The organism is Streptomyces xanthochromogenes (assembly GCF_014650455.1).
Classification (GTDB): domain Bacteria; phylum Actinomycetota; class Actinomycetes; order Streptomycetales; family Streptomycetaceae; genus Streptomyces; species Streptomyces xanthochromogenes.
The window spans coordinates 61,042-76,642 of the sequence record NZ_BMUZ01000016.1; the positions used below are offsets into that span (position 1 = coordinate 61,042).

General features: G+C 69.3%; 17 protein-coding genes. 13 read left to right on the top strand and 4 right to left on the bottom strand.

Features of this window, described 5'->3' with window-relative positions; all coding sequences use genetic code 11:
* The first annotated feature begins 52 nt into the window (after positions 1–52).
* The 12 genes from IE267_RS33945 (at position 53) to IE267_RS34000 (ending at position 11,256) form a co-directional block, all read left to right on the top strand.
* A complete protein-coding gene (locus IE267_RS33945) occupies positions 53–523 on the top strand; it encodes an ATP/GTP-binding protein (RefSeq protein ID WP_229861565.1) in 471 nt (156 codons plus the stop codon).
* 25 nt (positions 524–548) lie between these two features.
* Positions 549–1,256 carry an SAF domain-containing protein gene (locus IE267_RS33950; RefSeq protein WP_189765794.1) on the top strand — a complete coding sequence of 236 codons (708 nt, stop codon included), beginning with the start codon at positions 549–551 and terminating at the stop codon, positions 1,254–1,256.
* Positions 1,256–2,101 (top strand): CpaE/TadZ family protein, encoded by an 846-nt coding sequence (locus IE267_RS33955; protein ID WP_189765795.1) that lies wholly within the window; start codon positions 1,256–1,258, stop codon positions 2,099–2,101. The genes IE267_RS33950 and IE267_RS33955 overlap by 1 nt, the downstream gene beginning before the upstream one ends.
* Entirely contained in the window at positions 2,091–3,572 is a 1,482-nt protein-coding gene (locus tag IE267_RS33960) for a TadA family conjugal transfer-associated ATPase (RefSeq protein WP_189765796.1), read from the top strand. Before IE267_RS33955 ends, IE267_RS33960 begins: the two co-directional genes overlap by 11 nt.
* Positions 3,569–4,480 carry a type II secretion system F family protein gene (locus IE267_RS33965; RefSeq protein WP_189765797.1) on the top strand — a complete coding sequence of 304 codons (912 nt, stop codon included), beginning with the start codon at positions 3,569–3,571 and terminating at the stop codon, positions 4,478–4,480. Before IE267_RS33960 ends, IE267_RS33965 begins: the two co-directional genes overlap by 4 nt.
* The gene (locus IE267_RS33970; RefSeq protein ID WP_189765798.1) at positions 4,477–5,361 is read left to right on the top strand and encodes a type II secretion system F family protein; all 885 of its coding nucleotides are present in this window, start codon (positions 4,477–4,479) and stop codon (positions 5,359–5,361) included. The genes IE267_RS33965 and IE267_RS33970 overlap by 4 nt, the downstream gene beginning before the upstream one ends.
* 51 nt (positions 5,362–5,412) lie before the next feature.
* The gene (locus IE267_RS33975) at positions 5,413–5,655 is read left to right on the top strand and encodes a hypothetical protein (protein ID WP_189765799.1); all 243 of its coding nucleotides are present in this window, start codon (positions 5,413–5,415) and stop codon (positions 5,653–5,655) included.
* Complete coding sequence (locus IE267_RS33980; RefSeq protein ID WP_229861566.1) at positions 5,652–6,059, top strand: pilus assembly protein; 408 nt, start codon at positions 5,652–5,654, stop codon at positions 6,057–6,059. The genes IE267_RS33975 and IE267_RS33980 overlap by 4 nt, the downstream gene beginning before the upstream one ends.
* Positions 6,059–6,505 (top strand): TadE/TadG family type IV pilus assembly protein, encoded by a 447-nt coding sequence (locus tag IE267_RS33985; RefSeq protein WP_189765800.1) that lies wholly within the window; start codon positions 6,059–6,061, stop codon positions 6,503–6,505. The genes IE267_RS33980 and IE267_RS33985 overlap by 1 nt, the downstream gene beginning before the upstream one ends.
* A 59-nt stretch (positions 6,506–6,564) precedes the next feature.
* Entirely contained in the window at positions 6,565–6,951 is a 387-nt protein-coding gene (locus IE267_RS33990) for a hypothetical protein (RefSeq protein ID WP_229861567.1), read from the top strand.
* A gap of 9 nt (positions 6,952–6,960) precedes the next feature.
* Positions 6,961–10,260: a LysM peptidoglycan-binding domain-containing protein gene (locus IE267_RS33995; protein ID WP_189765802.1), complete on the top strand. Its 3,300-nt coding sequence runs from the start codon at positions 6,961–6,963 to the stop codon at positions 10,258–10,260.
* A gap of 264 nt (positions 10,261–10,524) precedes the next feature.
* Positions 10,525–11,256 carry a prepilin peptidase gene (locus IE267_RS34000; protein ID WP_189765803.1) on the top strand — a complete coding sequence of 244 codons (732 nt, stop codon included), beginning with the start codon at positions 10,525–10,527 and terminating at the stop codon, positions 11,254–11,256.
* A gap of 217 nt (positions 11,257–11,473) precedes the next feature.
* On the opposite strand, the gene IE267_RS39875 is transcribed toward IE267_RS34000, so the two are convergent.
* Together IE267_RS39875 and IE267_RS39880 are read right to left on the bottom strand one after the other, a co-directional pair.
* Complete coding sequence (locus tag IE267_RS39875; protein ID WP_229861568.1) at positions 11,474–11,890, bottom strand: hypothetical protein; 417 nt, start codon at positions 11,888–11,890, stop codon at positions 11,474–11,476.
* A 48-nt stretch (positions 11,891–11,938) separates the two neighbouring features.
* The gene (locus IE267_RS39880) at positions 11,939–12,232 is read right to left on the bottom strand and encodes a hypothetical protein (RefSeq protein ID WP_229861569.1); all 294 of its coding nucleotides are present in this window, start codon (positions 12,230–12,232) and stop codon (positions 11,939–11,941) included.
* A gap of 206 nt (positions 12,233–12,438) precedes the next feature.
* Between IE267_RS39880 and IE267_RS34010 the strand changes: the two genes are divergently transcribed.
* On the top strand, positions 12,439–12,789 hold the full coding sequence (locus IE267_RS34010; RefSeq protein ID WP_189765804.1) for a hypothetical protein: 351 nt from the start codon (positions 12,439–12,441) through the stop codon (positions 12,787–12,789).
* A gap of 253 nt (positions 12,790–13,042) precedes the next feature.
* Here IE267_RS34010 and tpg read toward each other — a convergent pair whose 3' ends face one another.
* Positions 13,043–13,627 (bottom strand): telomere-protecting terminal protein Tpg, encoded by a 585-nt coding sequence (gene tpg / locus IE267_RS34015; RefSeq protein WP_189765805.1) that lies wholly within the window; start codon positions 13,625–13,627, stop codon positions 13,043–13,045.
* Positions 13,628–14,481: 854 nt separating this feature from the next.
* On the bottom strand, positions 14,482–15,225 hold the full coding sequence (locus IE267_RS34020) for a hypothetical protein (protein ID WP_189765806.1): 744 nt from the start codon (positions 15,223–15,225) through the stop codon (positions 14,482–14,484).
* Between the last annotated feature and the right edge of the window lie 376 nt (positions 15,226–15,601).

Consider the following 15,601-nt stretch of genomic DNA (forward strand, 5'->3'; position numbering starts at 1 on the left):
GCAGTGGATCCCAGATGGTGGCCCAGCGACATCCCCTGTCGATCCAGAAGTCGTGGCCCATCGTGCTGTCGACTCGATGAAGCTCGTAGGGCCGGACATCGCCAGCCCTCACTCGGAGAGCACCTACGCGGTCGGGGTGCCGATGTGGTTGTGGGTGGACCAGTCCCCCACCACCTTCGGCCCGAACACCGCCACGGCCTCCGAAGGCGCGGTAGCAGTGTCAGCGACGGCCAAGGTCGCCTCCATCACTTGGAAGTTCGGCGACGGCGCCACTCTGATCTGCAATGGTCCCGGCACTGTGTACCAGGCGTCGTCCGGTATGAAGCCGTCGCCGACGTGTGGTCACACGTTCGCGAAGTCCTCGGCGGGGCAGTCCGGTCAGAGGTTCGCGCTGACGGCCACGGCGACATGGCAGGTCGACTGGACGGTCACGGCCGGCGCCCGGGACACGGGCCAGTTCACGGAGATCCGACAGTCCCAGACTCAGATCGGAGTCGGGGAACTCCAGGCCGTCGGCAATTGAGCATGAGAGCGAAAGGCGTGACAGCGTGAGCAAGACGGCAGCGCCCGCCTCAGTGGCGGATCAGATTCCGGCACAGCCTGGCCCGCCGTCCCTGCGGTGGCAGGCACGACGCCGGCGTCCGGGGGTGCTCGCCCTGGCTGCGGCACTGATCGCAGCCGGAGCGGTGGGCAACTACTGGTACTGGACGCAGAACGGCCAGCGCACCCCCGTCCTGGTGGTGGCCCGGGATGTGGCAGCAGGCACGGTGATCCAGGACGCCGACCTGGCGGAGGCTTCGGTGGCGCTGGATCCGGCGCTCAAGGCGATCGGGACCGGGCAGCGCACGCAGGTAGTCGGCAAGCGCGCCGCTGTCGAGCTGCTGCCCGGTGCGCTGCTGGCTCCAGGTCAGATCACCAGCCGCACGCTTGTGCACCAGGACGAGCAGTTGGTCGGGCTGAACCTGAAGCCGGGGCAGTTGCCGGACTCTCCGTTGAAACCGGAGGATCAGGTCCAGGTCGTGTTCACCGGCGACAGTACGGTCACAGCCCCCGGTAGGAACGGCAGGCCGGGCCAGGACGGTGGCCCTGTCACCGTGGATGCGCGGATCGTCCGTGTGGGCGCCAAGCAGGACAGCACAGGCCAGCAAGTGATCGACGTAGCGGTCAAGTCGGCGGACGGACCGCGGCTGGCAGCTCAGGCTGCGGCCGGGAATGTCGCGCTGGCTGTGAAGGCGGCGAGCGGGGCCGGTTCCTGATGGCCGTGATCGCTCTGGTGGGGGTTCCGGGGGCACCCGGGGTGACGTCAACGGCACTGGCGCTGCTGCGGATGTGGCCAGTGGAGCACGGCCGGCGGGTGCTTTTGGCCGAGTGCTGCCCGGACGGGGGCGCCGTGCTGGCGGGAGCGTTGCAGAGCAGGCTGACAGCCGACCGTGGTCTTCATAATCTGGCGGCCTCCCGCCGCACGGTCAGCCTGCAGGATGCTTTCTGGACCCAGCTCGTGCGGATTTCCGACGAGGACCGGCGTGATGACCCTGCCAGGATGCTGCTGCCCGGCCTGACCAGTCCCTCGGAGGCGGCCGGGCTCGCACCGGAGTGGGGGGCCATCGCGGATCTGTTCGTGGGGATCGACCGCATCGAGCAGCACGGTCACGACGTGCTGCTTGACCTGGGGCGCAACGGAGCCTTCGGTCCGGCCCGCGTCCTGGCCCAGCGGGCTGACCTGGTGCTGCTGGTGATGCGCAGTACCTTGCGCAGCCTGCACATGGCCTCCGCACGCGCCAGGATGCTCGCTGCGCTGCTGGACGGCGAGGGCCGGCGCTCCGGACGTCTGGGAGTCCTGCTGATTACCGAGGGGCCCTACGCGGCACGTGAGGTGGAGGAGTACTTGCAGGTACCGGTGGTGGCGAGCCTGCCGTTTCGGCCGCAGGAGGCCGCCGTGCTGTCCGATGGCGCCGCGGAGAGCAAGCGGTTCCGTGAGAGCAGGCTGATGCGGGCCGTCCTGGACGCCTCGACCCCGATCCGGCAGCGGGTGGCCAGCCAGCGCGCCCGGGTCGCCTCGCCCCTGCACCAGCGAATGATGGGAGGCACCGATGCACGCTGAACCGGTCTACAACGGCGAGCTCTACCCCTCGCGTCGGCCAGTGGCCCCGGCCGGAACGTCAACACGGTCCGGCGGGCCGGCGGGCGCAGCCCTGCCGCGCATGGTGGGCCAGGGAGCGGTCCCGCAGGTGCGGATCGACTACCGGGCGGCGCAGGAGATCAAGCGGATCGTCGTTGAACAGCTGCTGAAAGAGAAGAAGAACGCCCCGTCGCTGACCGGGGAAGCGGAAGAGCAGCGTGGCCGCGCACTGATCAATGAGCAGGTGGCGATCTGGTCGGACGCAACCGGCCGCGGCGGCGGATATTCAGCGGTCGAGGAGGGGGAGGTGGCCGCGCTCGCCTTCGACATGTGCTTTCGGGCCGGGCGGCTGCAGCGCTATCTGGACGACGATCTGGTGGAGGACATCTGGATCGAGGGCCCGCACCGGGTGTTCCTCAAGTACAGCGACGATACGGAAGCGGTCCAGGTCGCACCGGTCGCCGATTCCGAGGAAGAACTGCAAGAGCTCGTCAGAGACTTGATCCGGGCCAGCGGGCAGAGCGGCCGGACGTTTTCCACGTTCAGCCCGGATGTCGAGCTGCGGCTCAAGGACGGCTCCCGCGTCCAGGCCCTGGGCCCGCAGGTCACCGGCGAGTTCACGCACATCACCATCCGCCGTCACCGCATCCAGCACGCCGACTTGGACATGATGGTCCGCCTGGGCGCCCTCGACGAGCACATGGCCGACTTCCTGCGGGCCTGTGTCCGGGCGCGGCGCAACATCATGTTCGCCGGGGAGCAGTCCGCGGGAAAGACATCGATGCTGCGGGCGACGCTGCGGGAGATCCCTGCCCATGAGCGGTTCGGCACCCTCGAGACGACGTTCGAGCTGTGGGCCCACAAGAACGGCTATCACCAGCATGTGGTGCCGATGGAAGCCCGCGCGTCGAACGGCGAGCGGGTGGATGGCCGGGCGGCGGGCGAGATCACGCTGCTGGACTTGCTCAAGAGCGCGAAGCGCATGTCGCTGACCCGCGTCGTGGTCGGAGAGGTCCGTGGCCCGGAGATCACCGCGATGATGCAGGCGATGACGTCGGACAGGCCCGGCAACATGTGCACCATCCATGCCTCCGAGCCTGAAGCGATCTTCGACCGGATCGCGGAGCTGTACCTGCTGGCACAGTCCAACTTCACCCCAGAGCTGGCCTACCGCCAGATCGCCAACGGTCTGCACTTCGTGGTGTTCTTGTCGGTCGATGAATCCGGGCCCGTCAAGCGGCGCTTCGTCTCTCACATCTGGGAGATCAAGCCCGTGGGTCCGGACGGCCGCCCCACCTACAACGAGATCTACCGGCCGGCCAGCGAGTGGGACCAGCGGGCAGTGCCCTACGCCTCGCTGTCGGTCCGCAACCGGCAGAAGCTGGAGGCCGCCGGCCTGCGCGCGGACCTGGTGGCGCAGCCTTCTGGCTGGCCGCACGAGGTGGGCGCATGATCACCGGATGGTGGTGGGCGCTGTCCGGGGCGCTGCTCGGCGGCGGTCTCGGCGCCCTGGTGGCCGGGCTGGCCGGTACGACTACGCCCAAGGGGCCCGGATTCTTGGTTGGTTGGCGCCAGCGGTCCCGGTCGGGGCGCACGTCCCGCACAGCGGCCCGGCGGCGTGTCCTGTTCGGCGCGGCGCTGGTGGCCGGGGTTGGGGTGTGGCTGGTGAGCGGGGTGTTCGTGGTCGCGTTGATCGCGGCGGCCGCGGTGGTGGGCGTGCCGTGGCTGACCGCGCCGGTGGCGGCGGCCAAGGAGCAGATGGCCAAGCGGGATGCGCTCGCCGAGTGGACGCAGCGCCTGGCGGAGGTACTGCGCCTGGGCGTCGCGATCGAGCAGGCGTTGAAGACCAGCCGCCGTCATGCCCCCCAGGCACTGGAGTTGGAGATCGAGGAGCTGGTGGACAAGGTGGATGCCGGGTGGCCCCTCGGTGAGGCGGTGGAGGACTTCGGGCACGCGCTGGATGATCCGACCGCGGACAAGGTGTGTGCCGCGCTGAGGCTGTCGGTCACCGACCCAGGGCCGGGGCTCGCGCAGGCGATGCAGGACATGTCCGCTTCCCTGCGGGACGAGGTGAGTGCGCGTCAGAAAATTGAGGCGGAGCGGGAGAAGTCCCGCACCGTCGTGCGCACGCTCACCTTCATCACTCTGGCCCTGGTGCCGCTGGGCTTCACTGTCCCCCAGATCACCAATGTCTTCACCACGCTGCTCGGCCAGCTGGTCCTGGGGCTGCTCTCGGCGGCGTTCGTCGCCGTGCTGGTGTGGTCGCGCAGTTACGCCACCCGCGGCCGCACTGCCCGGGTGCTGGTTCCGGACGGGCGCAGCCCCGTCAAGGCCCCTGTCCGGGTGGAGGCCTCACGGTGACGACCACAGTGGTTGTGGTGCTCTTCGGCTGCCTGATCGGCGCGGGCCTGGCCCTGGTGGTGTGGGAACTCGCTCCCGCGCCGCCCAAGTTGGGTCCGGCCCTCAAGCGCCTCAGCCCACCCGCTCCCACGGCCGGAACCGCCCTGCCGGAACAGCGTGCGGACAATCTCATGGGCGCGTGGCTGGTGGCCCGGATCCCGGCGCCGCTCCCCCGGGCCGACCTGGACCTGCTGCACCAGCCGGTCGAACAGTTCCTGCTGAACAAGGTGCTGCTCGCCTTCGTCGGGCTGGTCCTGCCTTCCGTGCTGAGCGCGGCGTGGATCCTGCTCGGCATCACGCTGCCCCTGTTCGTGCCCGCGGTGGCCGGCGTGCTGACCGCGTTCGTCCTGTGGTTCGTGCCCGACCTCATGGTGCGCCGCGATGCGGGCCGCGCACGGGAGGAGTTCACGCACGCCGTCACCGTCTACCTTGAGCTGGTTGCCCTGCGCCTGGCCTCCAACATCGCCGTCGACCAGGCGCTGGAGGAAGCAGCCCAGGTGGGCAGCAGTTGGTCGTTCGTGCGTCTGCAGGAAGCCCTGCTGCGCGCCCGGATGGAGAGGGCCTCTGCCTGGCAGGTCCTCGAGGGCCTCGGTGCCCAGCTGAGGATCCCCGTCCTGCGGGACGTCGCGGACTTCGCTCAGATGTCCGGAAAGGACGGCGCCTCCATCTACGCGCCCGTCCGGGCCCGTGCCAAGAGCACCCGCGATGAGCAACTGGCCACGGCCGTGGCCAAGGCAAACGCCGACAGCGAGAAGATGCACATCCCCGGCGCCGTGATGTGTGTCCTCATCATGTGCCTGCTCGGCTTCCCCGTGGTGCTGAAACTGTTCGCGCTGTCCTGAACGCAGGGCCAGCTCAGCCCGCCGACCCCCATCGTGTAAGGAGAAAAGGCCGTGAAGGACGCCTACTTGAAGGCCGGCATCGGCCTGTCGCTGCTGGCGGGCAAGGCTCGCGCCCACATCGCTGACGCGTACGAGGAGATGAGCGAGCGCGGTGAGCGCGGCGACAACCCGGTCGTGACGGTGCTGTTGTGGGTTGCGGGTATCGGCATCGCCCTCAGCATCGTGGCGGCGCTGGTCGCGCTCGGCACGAAGGCGTCCACCAAGGTGGACAACGTGGACCTCGACGGCAAGTGAACGCATCCCGCCTGCCCTGGGGTTCGGACCGGGGCTCGAACCCGATCCAGATGGCCGTCATCTACCCCTTCGTGATCATCCTGATTCTCATCCTTCTGCAGGGAATCATGTGGGCCTATGCCCGTAACGTCGCCTACAGCTCCGCCCGGGCCGGCGTGGCGGCCGGGCGGCTGTACGGCTCCACCCCCGGCGACGGTGCAGCCAAGGCGAAGCACGTACTCGACGATGTGGGCTCCAGCCTGCTCACCGACCGGGCGGTGTCCACCGACGGCAGTACACCCGAGCGGCTGCGGGTCCGCGTCGATGCACGGGCCCTGTCGATGATTCCGGGCATACCGGGGATCCATGTCCAGGCCACCGTGTCCGGGCCCATCGAACGGTGGACCACGGCGGGAGCACCCTGATGGCCCTTGCACCCCGGCCAGGGCGCCCGGCGGACGAGGGCAGCGTCGCCGTCGAAGCCGCCATCATCGTCCCGGTCCTGATCGTGCTCGTGCTGCTGTTCGTCGCCGGCGCCCGTCTCTCTCTGGCCGGGCAGAAGACGGACGCTGCCGCCCAGGCCGCCGCCCGCGCCGCATCCCTGGCGCGAACTCCCGCCGCCGCAGGCACTGATGCCAAGACCGCGGCCGCCGACGCGCTTGCCTCCAGTGGCCAGGTCTGCGGCCACACCAATGTCCAGGCTCAGGTGGAGGGCCTTGCCGTGCCGGTCGGGCAGGTGGCCACGGTGACAGTCACCGTGTCCTGCACCGTGCCGATCGGTGACCTGGTCCTCATCGGCGGCGGGCCCGGCATGCGCACCGTCCGCTCCACCTTCACCTCGATCGTCGACGCCTACCGGGGGCGCGCATGAGCCCCATCCTGCGGCCCCGCGCACCGGCTGGAGCCTCCCGGTGGGATGACCGCGGTGCCGTGCCGGTCTTCGTCGCCCTCGTCATCGGACCCCTGCTCCTGTTGTGCGGGCTGCTCACCATCGACGCGTTCGGGGTTCTGCGCGCCAAACAGCACGCCGACGATCTCTCCGTGGAGGCGGCACGTGCCGCCCAACAGGCCATCGACCCCGCTCAGGCGATCCCCGGCAAGGCCTTCGTCGCCGACCCCGCCGGCGCCTCGGCAGCCGCCCGGGCCTACCTCGCCAAGACCGGAGACACCGGAGTCGTCCACGTCACCGACAGCGGGCGCACCGTCACGGTCACCGTCACCGGCCGCTACCCCGCCGTGTTCTGGCCCACGACATTCCTGGTGCACTCCACCAGCTCGGCCGCTCTGCTCCACGGCATCACCCAACCGGACCGATAGGGACTGCACATGGCCCTCCCCCGCCCTGTTCGCCGTCGGCGCACGCTGTCCGCCGCCCTGCGCGCCCTGGCCGCGCTCCTTGCGCTGGCAGCCCTCCTCGCGGGCCTGCCCTGGCTGCTGTGGCAGGCCACCGCCGCGCTTCTACCCGGCGGTCTGGACGGGCTGCGTCACCTGTTCACCCGCACCGACACCACCAGCGTGGCACTGCTGGCCGTCGCCATCATCGGCTGGACCGGCTGGCTGTCCTTCGTCATCTCGCTCCTCGTGGAGATCCCGGCCCGGCTCAGGGGCCGCACCACGCCCCAACTGCCGGGGCTGCACCTGAGCCAGCGTGCTGCGGCCACACTGGTGGGCAGCATCCTGGTACTGCTGCCCACCAGCACCGCCCTGGCCGCCCCAGCCACCGCGCACGCCGTCACGGCAGCCCGTCTACCCGGCCAGGCCACCCCCGCAGCCACCGCACCTTCCACCGGGCCTGCACCCTCCGCAGCACCAGCCACCGGCACCTCCCAGGCGCCCACGGCCCAGCACACCTACACCGTGCGTGCGGTGCGTCCCGCGGAGAGCCTGTGGAGCATCGCCGAACACCTCACCGGCCACGGCGAGCTCTACACCAAGATCGCCACCGCAAACGAGGGCCGCACCATGGCCGACGGCACGACCTTCCGCACCAACGCTCCCATCCAGCCCGGCTGGATCCTGCAGTTGCCCACCGACCTGCCGCTACTCGACCCCGCCCTCCACACCCAGACCGCGCAGACCGCCCCCGCTAATCCGGCAGGCGCGCCGCACCGCGACACCGTCCGCGCCGGCGACAGTCTCTGGACGATCGCTGAACGCGAGTACCACGACGGCGCCCGCTACCAGGAGATCTTCGACGCGAACCGGAACAAGCCCCAACCCACCGGCGGTTCCCTGACCCACCCCGACGAACTCGAAGTCGGCTGGAGCCTCGACATCCCCGCGGCTGCCGCGCCCGCAGGCCCCGGGGACACTGCCGCACCGCCCGCCAAAGACAACCCGGCCCCCGCCGTGCCGGCCCCCGCCCCACCGCACGACACCCCCCGGCCGCAGGCCCCTTCGGCCGCACCCGCAGTCCCGATCACCCCACCAACGCAGAAGGCCCCCTCCGCTCCAGCACCTGCCACTGCCTCCACCAGCAGTCCAGCCAGCTCGACCCCCTCCACGGGCCCCTCCAACCCGCCAACTAACCCGGCCGCGCAGCCCGCCCCCGCAGCACGCCAGCCCATCCAGCTCACCACCGTGGCCGGAGCCCTCGCGCTCCTGGCCGCCGCCGTCACCGGTGCCCTCACGCTGCGCCGCACCCTCCAACAGCGGCGCCGCGCACCCGGCGAAACGATCGCCATCGCCGAGGAAACCTCGCAAGCCCCGGCCCAACTGTCCGAAGCCTCCACGCCCACCCTCGTCGACGAACTCGACGTCGCGCTACGCACCCTGGCCCACCACGCCCAGGCCGACAACCTCCCACTCCCGGTGATCCAGGCCGCCCGCCTCAGCGAGCAGGACATCGAGGTTCTGCCAGACACTGCGGACCACGCCCCCCAACGCCCCTTCGTGCAAGGAGCGGACGGCTGGTGGGCGCTGCCCACCGGCGCGGCGCTGCTCCGCGCTGACGAGGCCGCGTCCGTCGCGGCCCCCTACCCGCTGCTGACCACCATCGGCGCCGCCGCAGACAACAGCGTTGTGCTCCTGAACCTGGCCCGCTCGCGCGCTGTCCTCCTGGAGGGGACCGCGGAACACATCAGGGAAACATGCACCTCCATCGCGCTGGAACTCGGGATGAGCCCCTGGGCCGAGCATGTGGAGATCGTGACACTCGGGTTCGGTGACGAACTGCCACACCTGCTGCCCACCTCGCGCATCGCGCACAAGCGCGAGCCCGCCCACGCCGTGCGCGACCTCGGCGAATGGATGCTCACCGCCTACCAACAAGCCGAAGATGCCGCACAGCCCTACCTCCTGCTGTGTGCCACAGACCTGGACAGCGACACCGCCTGGCAGCTCGCCGAAGCCCTCGACAAAGCCGGCGACCTCCCGGTGGCCCTGGTCGCATCCGCCGCCCGAACCAGACACCACTTCCCCGACGCCGAGATCCTCGACGCCTCCTCCTGCGAGCTCCAGGAGATGGACACCCTCGGGCCGATCCGGCTCCAGCGCCTCGACGACGAGGCCTTCCAGCAGATCGCAACCGAACTCCGGATCTCCGGTCAGCCACCCATCCCCGCTGAAGGTGCCTGGCAGAACGTGCCGGCCGAACCCGAAATCTCACCCGCCACGCCTATGTCTGCCGCGACCGACTCCCCCTCCGCCGCCCCGGACAACGAGGCCGCGCAGCAGGCCCCTGCCCCCACCGGCCTCGGAGCGTACCCCGCACTGGTGAGCGCCGGCACTGACCCCGCCGCCCTCCACCTCGTGCCCCTAGAACCCTTGGCGGCCAGGCCCCAGAACGCCGACGTCTCCGACCCCGAACCGGGATCCGATCCGGCTCCCTCCACCGTGAATGCCGCACCGGCTGCGGAAGACGAAGAGGTCGACCGCGATCCGAACGCGCCCGAGATCAGCGTCCTTGGCCCCGTACACGTCGCCGGCCTCTCCAGCTCCGGCCACGGCCCGCGCACCGCCCAGCTCGCCGCTCTGCTGTTCTTCAAGCCGGGCCGCAGCGCCGACACCCTCTGCGTCGACATGGACCCCCTCAATCCCTGGTCGAAGAAGACCCTCGACTCCCGGTTGGGTGATCTCCGCAGGGGGTTCGGCGACGACGCCCACGGCACCCCCTACGTACCGCGCCGCACCGCCCGCGACGACCCCTATAGCCTCTCCCCCCACGTGCACTGCGACTGGACCCGGTTCACACAGCTCGCCGAACGGGCCCTGGCAGGCGGACCCGCCTGCGTGGGTGACCTGGAAGGCGCCCTCCGCCTGGTCCGCGGCAGGCCCTTCGGCCACAACCCCCTGCCCTGGGCCCTGCCACACCAGCAGGAGATGAGCACCCGGATCGTCGACGTCGCCCACACCATCGCCACCTGGCGACTGGCCCCCGGCCCCCACCACGACCTCGCCGCCGCCCGGCAGGCTGTCGCCACGGGGCTCGAGGTAGACGAGGGGGCAGAGATCATTTATCGCGCGTGGTTGCGCATCGAGCATGCCGCGGGAAACCGTCCCGGCCTGTTCACCGCCTCCACCCGCGTCCAGCAGATCAGCCGGCACAACCGCATCCCCCTGGACCCCGAGACCGAACACCTCATCGACAGCCTTCTCGGAGCAGGTCAGCGTGCACAGGGGTTCTAGGACAACCGGGAACATCCGGCGGCCACAAGCCGGCCCGCTGGCGCCCTCGACGGACGGTGGGGGGCGTCAGTGCGCCGCGAGCGAGTGCGCAGCCCGATCCGTCGGTGCGCAGTCGCACGTGCGCCGTACTCGTCCGGCCGGCCAGGACCTGCGCAGTCTTCCAACGACCCCTGATCCAGATATCGAGGCCTTGCGCAGGTCCGCTGCCCACGGGAGCTGCGGCGCCTGTGCCATCAGCGCAACCCGCGAGGCCGGCCAGTGCACATGCTCGTGACCTTCTCCACCGCCTACGGTGCTCTTGCCGGTCTGCTTCTGCCACGCGCCGTGTACAAGCTGGCCGTACCCGCAAACGAAAGCTGGCGGTCGCGCTGCCCAGCCGGACACCCAGCCCAGGCATGGCTCGGACTCCCCCACTGCAAGCCCTGCTCCACCGAGAAGCAGAACACCCTAGGCACCCGGGGCTGGTACGGGCCCTCCACCCCAGTCGCCGCACTGATCACCGCCCTGGTGTGCGGCATCCTGGCCCACAGAACAGGGCCCCGTCCCGAACTGGCCATCTGGCTGCTCCTCACACCGATCCTGGTCCTCCTCGCCTGGGTCGATGCCACCGTGCACCGGCTGCCCGACGTCCTGACCCTCCCCCTCACAGCCGCCACCCTGCCCCTGCTCGGCACCGCAGCCCTCTTCCCGAACGCAGACGGATCCTGGCCGACCGCACTCAGTGGCGCTCTCGCCCTAGGAGGCGGCTACTTCATGCTGTTCCTGATCAGTCCCAGAAGCCTGGGATTCGGCGACGTCAAACTCGCCGTCACGCTCGGCGCCATACTCGGCTGGCACGGCTGGCCCACACTCGCCCTCGGCACCATCACCGGCCAACTCCTCGCCGCCGCCTACGGCCTGGGACTGATAGCCCTGCGCAAAGCCCACCCGAAAACCGCCATCCCCTACGGCCCATTCCTGATCGGCGGCAGCCTGGCGGCGATGATCGCGCGATAACAATCCCGCGCCGCACAGGCGGTGACCGCTCACCGGAAACAGCGGGAAAACTTCTCCCGCGACACCGCGACCACACCCACCGAACCAATGGGCCTACATCACGCTCATGACCCGCCGGCTACCGGCACAGGAACAGGTTGCCTCGGTTGAAGCCGAGGCCGTCACCGCGGCTGGGTGCGGGGCGGTACTGTCCGCTGTCCCGCGCCCATCCGGTCGGTTACATGTCGCCGTCGATGTGGGGGCGCAGCCCGCCGATGTTCTGGAAGGATCCGACGGATACGCAGCCAGCCCGGTCGTTGAGGTACAGCGTCTGCTCGGTCACACCCCAGCGCTTGTCCCTCGTCCACTTGCCCTTGTTCCAGAAGTAGCCGTACCGCTTTGCCCGGCCGCTGTGACCGTTGAGGTCGTTGTACGCGTCGTTGCGCCGGAAGGAGACGGCCTCTGCTTCCCGGTCTCCGTCGAAGCCGCACTTGAAGTCGGGGAACAGGTAGGCGGCCCAGCCGAGGTTGGGGGCATGCATATAGGCCGAGGAGGGCGCGTCATGGGCGGCGTGCGCGAAGACCGGTGCGGTGAGAAGGTTGGCGGCTTCCTCGCGGGCGGCCGGGTCGCGGGCGTGCCCGCGATGCGCGGCCAAGGCGCGGGCGAGCCAGCCGTCGACGTCGGCCTGGACGTAGCCGCCGGCTCACCGGGTCAGCTCGTCACGGACGGCTTCGTCCCCGGCGCGGGGCTCGGCCTGCTCCAGCGTGCCGAGCTCGCGCAGTTCGGCCTCCCGGGCGGCGGCGGCCGCGGCGTCGGCTTCGAACTCCGCCCGGACGACGGGATCGGTGTCCGGGTCGTAGACGGCGCCCGCAGGCGCGGCGGCGAGCAGCTGCTCGATGCGCTCCCACTCCGCGAGTTCCGCCGGGCCGCTTTGCCACCAGCTGAGAGTGCTGAGCTGGCGATTGGGATCGCTCGAAGCAGTCTGGTTGTCACCCACACGGCATTCGACTTGTCACATGCCCGAGCGGAACCAGCAAGGACAGATCTAGGACGGACCTAGGACAGCAGGCCTTAGCGTCGATCTTGCACCACGAGCTCGCACAACCCGTCATACGTAGAGCGCATCACGGAGCTCGCGCTTCTCTCGGCGGCACTGCTCGCATGAGAAACAACCCGCCAGGCACGGACCTCAGGGGGTACTACATGAATCTCACCCGCAAGCTGGCAGCCGGAGCCATGGCGGCCGGCTTCACCACCGCTGCCATCCTCGCTGCGACCCCGGCCAGCGCCACGGTCGTGAACTCCACATGCAACCTGTCGTCAGTCGTCACGGTCCATTACGGCAGCCCGACTGACCATACCTACTGCTATGTCTGGGATGGCGGGCCCGCCAACGAAGGCTGGATGGACATCCAGGGCTCCACCAGGGTGTGCTCGAACAGCTACACGGGATGGGTGCGGGGCACTTCGGGAACCAAGTACCCCATCTCCCGAAACTGGTGCACAGCCACTCAGGGGGAACGGCTGAACTTGATTCACTTCGACGGCAACTGACTTGAGCGTGCTCCCAGCACCCGTGGCTACGTTGCTGAGTAGCTGGAGCCGAATTGACAGGGCGTCACATAGGCGCGCCCCCGGAGGATCGCGATCCTCCGGGGGCGCGCCGTAGGTTCGCACTCCGGAGTGGTATGCGCGGTGAGCCTGCCGTAGCTGGAGAAAATCCCGGTGACAACATGCTCCGCCTCTGTGAGAGCTATCGTGCTGCGGCTCACCGATACGTTTTATAGCAGGCGATAATTCAGCCGGGTCAGTACCGGAAGGATATTGACGACACGGACGTGAAATCCTGCAGCCCGTCGGCCCGTGTGCCCCATTCCGTGAAATACGACTCGGTGATGGCCTCCGCGACGATCGGATGCAGATCTTCCTCTGTCGCACCGGCTTCCTGGAGCTCCAGGATCTGCTTCACGTAGGTGGGTGAGATGTCCGTGGTGATCTGGCGTTCGCGGCCGTCGTCCGAGCTGCCCGTGCACGTGAATCCGAAGTATGCCGTCACCTCCACCATCGTCCCCCTGGGCGTGGCCGCCGCCGCGCGCACCTGTGCTCTGACCTGCGGTTGCCAGTCGGATCCGGTCTCCTCCACCAAGGCGGTTTGGAGGCGCTTCTGCGGGGTCGTCAGCTTCCCGGCCCGGTAGCGCTCCACGGTCCGGCGCGAGACGCCGAGCCGCTCCGCCACGGCCTGGGTCGATCCCTTCGCGCGCGTGAGGAGGAATTTCATCTGCGCCTTGGCTGATTTCGGCGCGGGCCGGGTGAAACCCTTCCGCTCCGCCCGCGCGAGGGCATCCAGGACCTTGCTGCGGCTCAAAGCCGGCTGCTGCTCGTGATCGCTCATGCCCACCACCAGATCCAGGGCGCAACAGACAGCGCAGGAGATGGCGCAACAGGTAGGCCATGGTCTCCCCCGAGGGCGCGCGGACCTTCAGCGAGAAGCCGCTGAACATGCGCGACCAGCAGAGCGGGCGCAAGGATGGGAGTGACCGGAAGCCAGGTCACCGCGTCGAGCGTGGGGTCGCCGGCGGCGTCCAGAGGTGCACATCCCCAACCGTGGCGCCCCCTCTCGTCCCCCAGAACACCAGGAGACCGTACGCCCAGGGCCCCGACCCCAGAGCCGGGTCGCCCTTCCTCCAGTAGAGCGCTGTTCCCCCGGCCTCGTCCCACCGCTCTCCTCGCGCAACGCCCGTATCACCCAGGGCCTGAGCAGCCGCCGAAACCTACTCCCGGATCTCGGTCCGGTTCATGGCTGCCGAGTCACCGCTTCCCACCGTCACAGGATCCGCCCCTTCACCGGCCGCCTGGTGCAGCTCCCCAGGACAGCCGCATACGCCAACCGAAGGGTTCTGACCGCGCTTCCGTGATGGCTACGCCAGAACAATGAGGTGCCTCCGCAGGTTCGGCCCCGAGCACGCTACGGCGAGACACCCCAGCAGCGCAGATGCCGTCCGACTGAGGGAGCTCTTCGGCCTGTCCAACGTCTCCGCCACCAACTTTCCGTGTCAGCGCACCGGGACAGAAAGAACGGCCCCACCGGCCCGCAAGGCCCACTTCGCAGCCGACCCGGACGAGCGGAGTCGGGCACAACCCCGCAGATCTGGAGACGTCGGGCATGCCACCGCAACGCGAGGGTGCCCGGTACCCCCACGGCAGGGCCGGACACCATCGTCGTCAATCGGGTGCTGCGAGACCGCGTCAGTTGGCCTTGGTGAGCCTTGCCGCCGGGGACGGCAGGGCCGGGTTCCCCGCACGGTCAACGAGGACGTAACGCACCTCCAGCGGTCCGGCGGGTGCCCCGGTGATCGCCTCGGCGGGCAGCTTCACGCTGACCGCCTTCCCGACGTCGCCGGCGCTCACAGCGACGGACACGGCGGGCGCTGATTCGAAGAAGATGCTCTCTTCGTTGCCCGGGGGAAGGAGGAAGATCGCGATGACGTCGCCCTTGGCCATGCTGGTGTAGGGCGGGACGGTGACGGTGACCGGAGTGCTGCGGGAGCCGGTGACGCCGTTCTTCGCGGTGTCGTCGTCGAGCTTAGGCGCGGCCGGGGAAGGGCCGCCGGGCGGCGTGAAGCGGGTCTCGAACTGGATGGTCTTGCTGTACTGGCTGTCCGCCGAGCTTGGCTTGTACTCGTAGCCCAGGGTGTACACCTTCTCTTCCTCCCGCACCACGGGGCGCATCGGAATCCAGATGGACTCGCCAGAAACGCAGTTGACGTGGAAGAAGTCGCTTCCCGGCTCGCCGTCGAGGAGGAGCCGGAACATGTCCACCAGGTCGGGGTCCTGGGAGAGGGCGTCGGGAACAGGGATTTGGACCTGGAGATCCTCGTTCCTCTGGGCCGCGCGCAGGAGGCTCACCGGGGCATCCCCTGCCTCCGGGGGGAGTGCGTCGGGAATGGACGGCGCGGGAAGGGACTGCGGGTGGGCGTTCGAGTCCGTCATCTTCTTCGGTTCCTTGGGGAGATGTTCCATCAGGTCTGGGAGGGCTGGAATGGGGACGTGCTCCGATGGCCGTGAACCTTCCACCGGCCGGACAAGGTCCCCGTCAGTGCGCTCGAACTAGGGTTTGCCCAGGTCAAACGCCCTCCCGCCTGGACGCTACCGGCCTGGGGGACCACGGCGACACGTTGAATCCCGCCACCACGACCACCGCATGGCCAAAAAGCCGCGCGGCCGGCGAGGAACGGCCCGCCGTACTATCGGCACCTGCCTCGGCACGCAGTGATTCCGTACACGTGCCCTGACTGAACGGCCTTTGGCGTTGCTCGAAGAGGCAGACCCCGTCTCGAGTCGGCCCACCTCGTAACCGTCCGATACC

Coding starts and splice junctions, on each gene's coding strand:
- IE267_RS33955 (WP_189765795.1), top strand. CDS start 1,256: ATGGCCGTGATCGCTCTGGTGGGGGTTCCGGGGGCACCCGGGGTGACG.
- IE267_RS33960 (WP_189765796.1), top strand. CDS start 2,091: ATGCACGCTGAACCGGTCTACAACGGCGAGCTCTACCCCTCGCGTCGG.
- IE267_RS33965 (WP_189765797.1), top strand. CDS start 3,569: ATGATCACCGGATGGTGGTGGGCGCTGTCCGGGGCGCTGCTCGGCGGC.
- IE267_RS33985 (WP_189765800.1), top strand. CDS start 6,059: ATGGCCCTTGCACCCCGGCCAGGGCGCCCGGCGGACGAGGGCAGCGTC.
- IE267_RS33995 (WP_189765802.1), top strand. CDS start 6,961: ATGGCCCTCCCCCGCCCTGTTCGCCGTCGGCGCACGCTGTCCGCCGCC.
- IE267_RS34000 (WP_189765803.1), top strand. CDS start 10,525: ATGCTCGTGACCTTCTCCACCGCCTACGGTGCTCTTGCCGGTCTGCTT.
- IE267_RS34010 (WP_189765804.1), top strand. CDS start 12,439: ATGAATCTCACCCGCAAGCTGGCAGCCGGAGCCATGGCGGCCGGCTTC.
- tpg (WP_189765805.1), bottom strand. CDS start 13,627: ATGAGCGATCACGAGCAGCAGCCGGCTTTGAGCCGCAGCAAGGTCCTG.
- IE267_RS34020 (WP_189765806.1), bottom strand. CDS start 15,225: ATGACGGACTCGAACGCCCACCCGCAGTCCCTTCCCGCGCCGTCCATT.